Annotated in this window: 1 protein-coding gene and 1 pseudogene; both read left to right on the top strand. The window is 34.1% G+C overall.

All coding sequences use genetic code 11. The features are described from left to right. Nucleotides 1–987 (top strand): annotated as a pseudogene (locus HSX10_RS17240) (PorP/SprF family type IX secretion system membrane protein); the annotation flags it as partial. 69 nt (nucleotides 988–1,056) lie between these two features. Continuing rightward, nucleotides 1,057–9,267, top strand: a complete 8,211-nt coding sequence (locus HSX10_RS17235; RefSeq protein ID WP_173589498.1) for a T9SS type B sorting domain-containing protein — start codon at nucleotides 1,057–1,059, stop codon at nucleotides 9,265–9,267. Nucleotides 9,268–9,283 lie beyond the last annotated feature (16 nt).

The following is a 9,283-nucleotide window of genomic DNA, read 5'->3' as shown; positions in this document are numbered from 1 at the left end:
GTTGCCGAACAAAAAGCACAACAAGAAGTAGATGCACAAGCCAAACTTGTTGCTGAACAAAAAGCACAGCAAGAAGCGGATGCTCTGGCTAAAGAAGAAGAAATCTCTAACCCAACAGATCAACTAGGGATATCAATGCAAGAAATCACAAAATCAGCTGAAGATTCTAAATCTGTTCAGAATGATTTATTAGAACAATTCAACTCAATTATAGCAATTAAAGATCAAGATCTTAAAGATTTAAAAGAGGAAAATGATCTAAGTGATAAAGGGATCATCACACAACCTAAACCTTTTAAAAGTGTTACTGACGAAAACAATACTCTTAATGCAATTAGATCAGATTTAGATAATGTAATTAAATCACGCAGTGATAAAATAAATGAGTTAACTAAAGTCTATGAAGAAAGAGCTGAAAATAGTGTTTTTGAAATGGACGAAGTCAATCTATTCTACAAAAAAGAAATTAAAAGACTAAAAGCAGAACAGTCTACAGCTAACGATCTAAAAACAAAATTAGATCTAAAATTAGAAGACATTAAGATAGCTACTGAGTTTGAAAAAAGAAGACGAATTAAACGTGCTGCTTTTAATAGCGAAGCAGACAGATATAGCCAAGACAGAGATATGTTAGCTAATATTATAAAAAACACACCTATAAGCGAAACACCTTTAAAAGCAGAAGATTTTGATTTTGGTGAAGTTCAAGAAAACAGTATTAAAATCTTAAAGAATATTAAGAATATTGAAAGCGGCTATTACCTCATTATTGCAGTTCATAGTGATGCGAATAGTAGAAATAAATTTATAACAGATGTTGTCGCTTCAGGAAGAACTGATATTGATTTTTTCAATGATGTAAACACCAGCAAGTATTATATATTCTATGAAAAATTTGATGATATAAGAAGCGCTAATAATGCATTATCATCTAAAGAAGATAGACCATACAATAACAAAATGTCAATAGTTAAAATTGAAAATTAATAAGAATTAAGCAAACTTTCATTTTATGCTTTGCCCCAAGTTATAAAATGAAAACAAAAACAAACAGCCATGAAAAAACCTACTTTTTCTAAAATTGCCTTAATTATTCTTGTACTCATCTTGGGACAGCAAGCATATGCCCAAAACTACGAACCTTTCATGCCAAGGTTTAATGATGATTTAAAAGGAGATATTATCCTTATCGGAAACAATATTCTTGGACCAGATAATAATGCGTTCAATAGTAATTGGCAATTTAATCACCAAGTCAATATGTCTTATATTGATATTGATGGCGATAGTTCTACATTTAGTTCTTCGAGTGCCGATTTAGATATAGATAATCCTAATTGTTATAAAATTATCTATGCAGGACTCTATTGGGGAGCTGTAAATCCAGGTGACGAACCTATTACAGATGTAAAATTAAAAGGTCCTATAGGAGGTTATAATGATATAGAAGGAACTGTAATTTACGAAGCAGGAACAAACACAGTAGATGGTGGGGATAGTTTTTCTTATGCTTGTTTTGCTGATGTAACTTCAATTGTTACAAGTTTTGGATCTGGTGTAGATTTAGGTACTTATACTGTTGCAAATGTCTCTTCTGCCGAAGGTAGAACAGCTGCATACACCCCATATAATGGTACAGGTCAATCTGCAGGTTGGTCTTTATTTGTAGTTTATGAAGATCCTACTCTACCAGGAAAATCAATTACAAGTTTTGATGGTTTTAGTGCCATTAGTGTTGCTGGTGGAAATTCAAACTTAGACATCCCTGTTGATGGGTTTAGAACAGTTCCTGCACCAGCTCCTGTTAGAGCGAATTTTGCTTTTGCAACTTTAGAAGGTGATAGCCCAATTTCTGGTGACCGATTAAAATTAAACGGCGTTAGTTTATCTACAACAGATCGTTCTGCTGATAATTTTTTCAACAGTTCAGTTACACAATTAGATGCTACACCTGTTAATGATAGGGTTCCAAACAGCACTAATACTTTAGGGTTTGATACTGGTGTTATTGCAATACCTAATCCAGGAAATTCAGTAATTGCTAATGACGCTACATCAGGAACCATTAGATTAGAGACTAGTGGAGACACCTACTTTCCTTATTTCTTTGCCTTTGCCGTAGAAATTATAGAACCGCATATTGTACTTACAAAAATTGTAGAAGATGATGCAGGTAATGATATCGGTGATGACTATGTTGGCTTAGGAACTTCTTTAAATTATGTTATTGGTTTTCAAAACACAGGAAATGATAATGCAACTAATTTTCAAGTTAGAGATATACTTCCTGTAAATATTATATTTAACTATCCAGATGATTTGGTTTTACCAACAGGGGTTTCCGTTGTTAGTTATGATCCTGATACACGTGAAATTATTTTTGCTATTGACGACAGTATAGTTGAAGAAAATGATCCTGTTTATGAAATTAGAATAGAAGTGCAAGTTGTAGAATCTTGTAATTTATTAGTTGATGCTTGTTCTAACATTATTAGTAACCAAGCTTTTGCGAGTTACAATGGTTTTTATAATCCTAATTTTCATATTACAGATGACCCTAGTTTAAGTGCCAACGTTGGCTGTTTAATATCTCCCCAAGCAACTAACTTTTTAGCAGATTTAAATTGTACTTTTTCTGAAGAAATTATACTTTGTGGTGATAGTGTAGAACTTACTGCTGCAGACGGATACGATTCTTATGCTTGGTCAACAAGTTCTACAGGAACGCCCGTTATAGGAAATACGCAAACAATTACAGTTACAGAAACAGAAACGTATTATTCTTTTAATACCGCTGTTGCACCATGTCAATCAATTATTCAAGAATTTGATGTTCAACTTTTTGGAGGAAACACAACAAATCCAGTAACTCCTTATGCAGATGAAGTTGTAATCTGTCCTAATGACGGAAAAGAATTACCAAACATTTTTTTATGTGGAGATAACGATTCAAGATTAATTGAAACAAACATTTCTAGCTCTATTTCTGTTATTTGGGAAAAACTAGATGAAACTAGTTGTTCTGCAGTTACAGATTCTGATTGTGCAAATGAAGATACATCTTGTACTTGGAATGAAGTTTCAAATGGTTCTAACTATTTAGCAGATACTGCAGGTCAATACCGTTTAACCATAAACTATCCAGGTGGGTGTTTTAATCAATTTTATTTCAATGTTTATGAAAACATCTTAAATGCTACTATTAATGCTATAGACATTATTTGTGATACACCAGGAAGCATTACTGTTAACGGCGTACCTTCTGGATATGAATATAGCTTAGATGGTATAACTTACCAAAACAGTAATGTATTTGAAGTTACAACACCTGGTTTCTACACTGCTTATATTAGACAAATTAATATTACAACAAACCCTTGTGTTTTTACAGTTCCTGATGTACAAATTAGAGATCGTGATTTCTCAGGATCAGCTATTATTACACAACCATTTTGTCATGGTGATAAGGGTAGTATTCATTTAGCTGCTAATGATTCTGATCCTCAATATACATTCACCCTTTCTCAAGGAGGAACACAAATTAATAGTGTTGGACCTATTGTTGAAAATAACTATACTTTCCAAAATCTAAATCCAGGAACTTACACTGCTACAATAACTTCTGAAAACGGATGTTCTTACTCTGAAGACATTACTATTGTAGATCCTCCTTTATTAACAGCGACTGTAGCATTAACAAGTCCATTAAATTGTACCGAAGGAGAAATAACAGTGTATCCTGTAGGTGGAACAGCACCTTATTTTTACTTTGTAAATGGTTCTACTGACTTTCAAACATTTCCAGAAATCGGAGTAACTACTGGTGGTACTTATAATATTACAGTTACAGATTCTAACAACTGTACTACTGATGTTTCAATTACGGTTGAGGCTATTGAAGGACCTGAGTTTACTATAAGCACCATAGATATTACATGTGTAGATTCTAGTAATGCAGGAATACTTACTATTAATGTTTCAAACTCTAATGGAAATAGTATAATGTATAGTATCGATGGAGGTCTTACTTATGTTAGTTCTAATGTGTTTTATGGTTTAACAGCTGGAGATTATGACGTTCAGTTACAATATACTTTAGGATCTGAGATTTGTGAAACAGACCCTCAAACTACAACTATAAATTCAGCGTCTACAATAGTAGGAACAGTTGAATTAACAACACCTTTAACATGTACATCTGAAGGAGTAATTACAGTTACAAACGCTACGGGAGGAGTTGCCCCATACTACTATAGTATTGATGGTATTAACTTTCAACCTGGTACAGTATTCGATAATTTAACTCAAGGAAATTATACTATTCTTATTCTAGATTCTACTGGTTGTAGTACTGCTACAGAAGAAATTACAATTGAAGCTCTTAACCCTCCAACAGATTTAGAATTTGACAACATATCAGTTACGTGTCCTACAAATACTACAACGGTAACAATAACTAATACAACAGGTGGAACAGGGACTTTAGAATATCAAATAACTGCCCCAGCATCAGCAGCGACCTCATATCAAACCTCAACATCATTTCCAGGATTAGAACCAGGAACTTATACATTCCAAGTTAAAGATGAAAATGATTGTACGTATAGTGAATCTTATACTGTAGATCCTATTACTGCACCAACTGTGGCCATTGTTTTAACTGAAAGTTTAGATTGTTCTGCAACACCAGATGCTATAATTACAGGAACAATTACAGGTCTTAGTCCATATACATATTCTGTTTCTATTGATGGAGCTGCATATACAAGTATTGGAGCTACAGGAACACCTTTTAATTATACAACTGTTAATGCAGGAACGTATCAATTTGAAATCACAGATGCTAATGGCTGTACTGCTGAATCAAATATTGTAACTGTAAACCCATTATCACTGCCTGCTTTTGATGTCGTGGCACAAGTACAACCTATTTTATGTAATGGAGATACAAATGGTTCAATAAATATTGAAATAGATACGGATACAGGTACTCCTCCTTTTCAAACTAATGTTTATAATGATACCACAGGTACTGATTACGGAACACAAACTTCTAGCTTACCTGCCGGAACATATACAATAACAGTTACAGATGCTAAATTATGTACTGATACTGAAACTGTAGTTATTGACCAACCAGACCCTATTAATGTAACATACGAAGCTGTAGATATTACATGTACATCTACAGGAGTTTCTCAAGGTTCTGTTATAATAGATGGTGTAACTGGAGGTATTCCTCCATATAACTATTTTGTTACAGGAACTAATGGTTATTCTAATTCAGAACTTAATAATTTAGGAACTACATCTATAAACTTCGATGTTGTTGACTTTGGCTTATACCAAATTAACGTTGTTGACGCTAATGGTTGTTCCGTATTAATTCAAGATGTATTAGTTGCATCACCTCCAACAGATTTAGATATTGATGTTATAGCGACAGTAGACTGTACTACAGGAGGAGAAGTTGTAGTAAGTATAGGATCCACTTTAGCTAGTGCAGGACCTTTCTTTTTTAGTATTTATGAAGGTCCTGGTTTTGATTACCCTACAGGAACTTGGTTAGCTGAAGATACTGCAGGAAGTCAATCTGCAACTTTCACAGGGCTTATACCTGGTGTTCTATACACGTTTATTGTTTATGATCAGGCTACAAACTGTAGTTATTATGAATCTTCAGAATTGCCAATTCCAACAAATTCAACATTAACAGCAACAGCTGTCAGTGCTAATAACATTACTTGTACAGGTAGTGCCGATGGAACAGCTTCTTTTACAGTAAACAGTGTTTATAGTTCTACAGTAAATGTAGATTATGAAATCTTCGATTCTTTAAGTTTAAACACTACGGGAATCACTGGATCTGGAACTATTGCTGCAAATGGTTCATTAAACGTTGCTGACTTAGGTCCATTACCATATGGAAACTATTTCGTTTCTATTAGAGAAACTTCTGGTCCTAACGCAGGTTGTGGAATTGTAACAGTACCATTTAATATTACAGAGTCTGCTTTTCTTTTAGAATTAGAAGTATCAATTGATCAGGATGCTAATTGTGCACCTAATTCAGGAGTTATAAGCGCAATTGGTTCTAACGGAACTCCACCTTATCAATACCAAATAACAACATCAGCTACTGCTCCACCAGTTTCAGATACTAATTGGGCTTCTACAAGTATATTTAATATGGATGCAGGTAGTTATTATGTACATGTTACAGATGCATATGGCTGTGTCGTTACTAGTGATGTTGATTTAACTATGGTTTCTAGTCCTGAAATTTCAGCAAATGTAACAAATCAATGTACTGCTATTGAAGGAGAATATGAAATAGGTGTCTCTTTAATAGACTTAGGAGTACCTCCTTATTCTGTGAGTATTAATGGTGGTGCTTTTCAATCACAATCATTTCCTTTTATAATTACAAACTTAAATTCAGGAACACATACTGTAACTATCAATGATTTTAATGGTTGTGGAAATACAGTCTCTTTAGATATCACACCTCCTATTACATTAACACCAGAAGTTACTGTATTGCCAACGTGTAATGATGACGATGGAGAAATCACAATAACAGGTACCGGAGGTTCTGGTTCTTATAATTACAACATCTCACCAAGTTCTGCTTCTATTAGCTTAACTGGAAACGTTTTTACAGGAGTACCCTCTGGAACTTACACGATAACTATTACTGATACCGTTACAGGATGTACTGAAGAGGTTTCAGTTGCAGTAGCTGCCGCAGTGCTTCCTACTTTTACTTTAACACCTACAAGCGTAACTTGTTTTGGAGATAACTCAGGATCATTTGAATTAAATGTTGCTAATTATTCTGGTGCTTATACTTATGAAGTATTTGACACTGCCGGAGCTTCAGTTACTGGAGTCGTAAATGCTAATACTTCTACAAACCCTGAAATTGTATCAGGTATGGAAGCAGGTACGTTTACAGTCGTTATAACAGAAACAGATATTCCTTTTTGTTCTGCTACAAATAATGTAACGATAACATCTCCTTTAAACGCTTTAAGTCTTAATATTTCAGAAACATCTAATGTAACGTGTACTGATAGTGAAGGAACTATTAGTGCAATTGCAACTGGTGGTTGGGGAGATTATGAATACGAATTAACTGGAGCAGCTACTGTTGCTTATTCTTCTAATGGATCATTCACAGGACTTTCAGCAGGAAGCTATACTGTTAATGTTAAAGATGCCGGAGGTTGTATTACTTCAGAAAGCATTACATTAGAAATACCTGATCCTATAACAGCTACATTTACACCTAACACTACACTTTTATCTTGTTTTGGTGATCAAGATGCAAGCATAACAATTACTAATGTTATTGGCGGACAAGGTTCAAATTACACGTATACATTAAACACAGTGTTACCAACACCAAGTGCATCTGGTCCACAAACGTCTAATGTGTTTGAAAACTTAGGCCAAGGAACTTATTTCATAACAATCACAGATGGTTATGATTGTGAGGTAACATCTTTAGATATTGTAATTTCAGAACCAGCACCTATAGAAGCTAGTTTAGTAAGAGCAACAACGCAAACCTGTTTAACAGAATCTACTTTAACACTAAGTGCTACGGGAGGAACAGGTTTATATTCTTATAGTGAAAATGATACTTTCTCTCCAATTATTGGAACATTTACAACATCTACAACCTTCTCAGTTCCTGATGGAACATATTCTTACTTTGTAAGAGATGCTAATGGTTGTGTGACTAATGTATCAAATGAAATTACAGTTGATCCACTACTTCCTTTAGAGGTGACTTTAGAAGCTTCAAATTTAACCATCAATTGTTCTGGTGATAATAATGGATCTATATTAGCTAATGCTACAGGTGGACTAGGAAACTATACATATATCTTGCAAGACAATTTAGGTAATGTTGTTACTGCTCCTCAAACAACTCCTGGGTTCTTTACTGAGCTTTTTGCTGGTGATTATGTTGTACTTGTAGAAAGTGGAGATTGTGCAGCAACATCTACACCTATCAGTATTACAGAGCCAGATAATCCTGTTGATGCTACTCTTAATATTAACAATGTAAGTTGTGCAGGAAGTAATAATGGTTCTATTGAAGTTATTGCTACTGGAGGAACTGGTATTATTAAGTATGCTATTTCACCACAATTAAATCAGTTCTTCGATATTAATACTTTCGAAAACTTAGCTCCTGATGATTACACAATCATTGTACAAGATGAATTAGGCTGTTATTTAACATTAGATGTTACTATAACTGAACCGCAACCTGTAATCTTAAGTATTGTTCCAAACTCATTAATCCCAGAAGTTTGTACAGGTGAACTAGAAGGTGAGTTTAGTATTGCTATTTCAGGAGGAACATTACCTTATAGTGTAAGCTTAGATAGTTATGACGGGCCTTATACAACAGGAAACGCTACTCAAACCGAATTTTATTTCAACAATTTAGCTGGTGGAGATCATATTGTATTTGTAAAAGATGCTGAAGAATGTGAGTCTGAATGGAATATCACTTTCCCAGAATCAGTTAGTATTTTACCAGAAGTTGTTATTGAAAATATTTGCGATAACAATACACAAGGAAATATTGTAACGGTTACTGTAGATGCTTCTATTGAAGATCTTACGCTTCTAGAATATTCTTTAAATGGTGGACCATATCAACCTGATAATGTATTTACAAATTTACCAGAAGGTACGGGGTATTACATTGAAGTAATGCATGAAAATTTATGTGTTCAACGTACTGAATTATTCGATATTGATACCGTAGCTCCTGTAACGTTAACATTAGCTGAAGGTGGATTAAATGAATTTATAGCAACTGCAGCTGGTGGTAGAGGTGATTACCAATACACGTTGAATGGAGAAGATGTTGGTTCAGAAAACACTTATATCATTACAGAGTCTGGTTTATATACTGTAACCGTAACAGATAGTAGTGGTTGTTTTGCAACTGCACAAATAGAGTTAGAATTTCAAGATATCTGTATCACAAATTGGTTTACACCAAATGGAGATGGTAATTATGATACTTGGGCACCTGGCTGTACAGAAAACTACCCTGATCTTACCTTCGATATATTTGATCGTTACGGTCGTAAAATAGCAACTTATAGAGTTGGTGAATCATGGGATGGACGTTATGACGGTAAAGAATTACCTTCTGGAGATTATTGGTTTGTTGTTCAAACTAATGACGAAACAAACGATAAAGAATTTGTTGGACATTTTACCTTATACAGATAATAGCACATAATAATAG

This window comes from Winogradskyella undariae (assembly GCF_013285155.1).
GTDB lineage: Bacteria > Bacteroidota > Bacteroidia > Flavobacteriales > Flavobacteriaceae > Winogradskyella > Winogradskyella undariae.
The sequence above is the reverse complement of the archived record's forward strand: the minus strand, read 5'-3'. Positions and strand labels throughout refer to the sequence as shown.

Excerpts from the sequence above, each read along its gene's own strand:
- HSX10_RS17235 (WP_173589498.1), top strand. The coding sequence starts at position 1,057 with ATGAAAAAACCTACTTTTTCTAAAATTGCCTTAATTATTCTTGTACTC.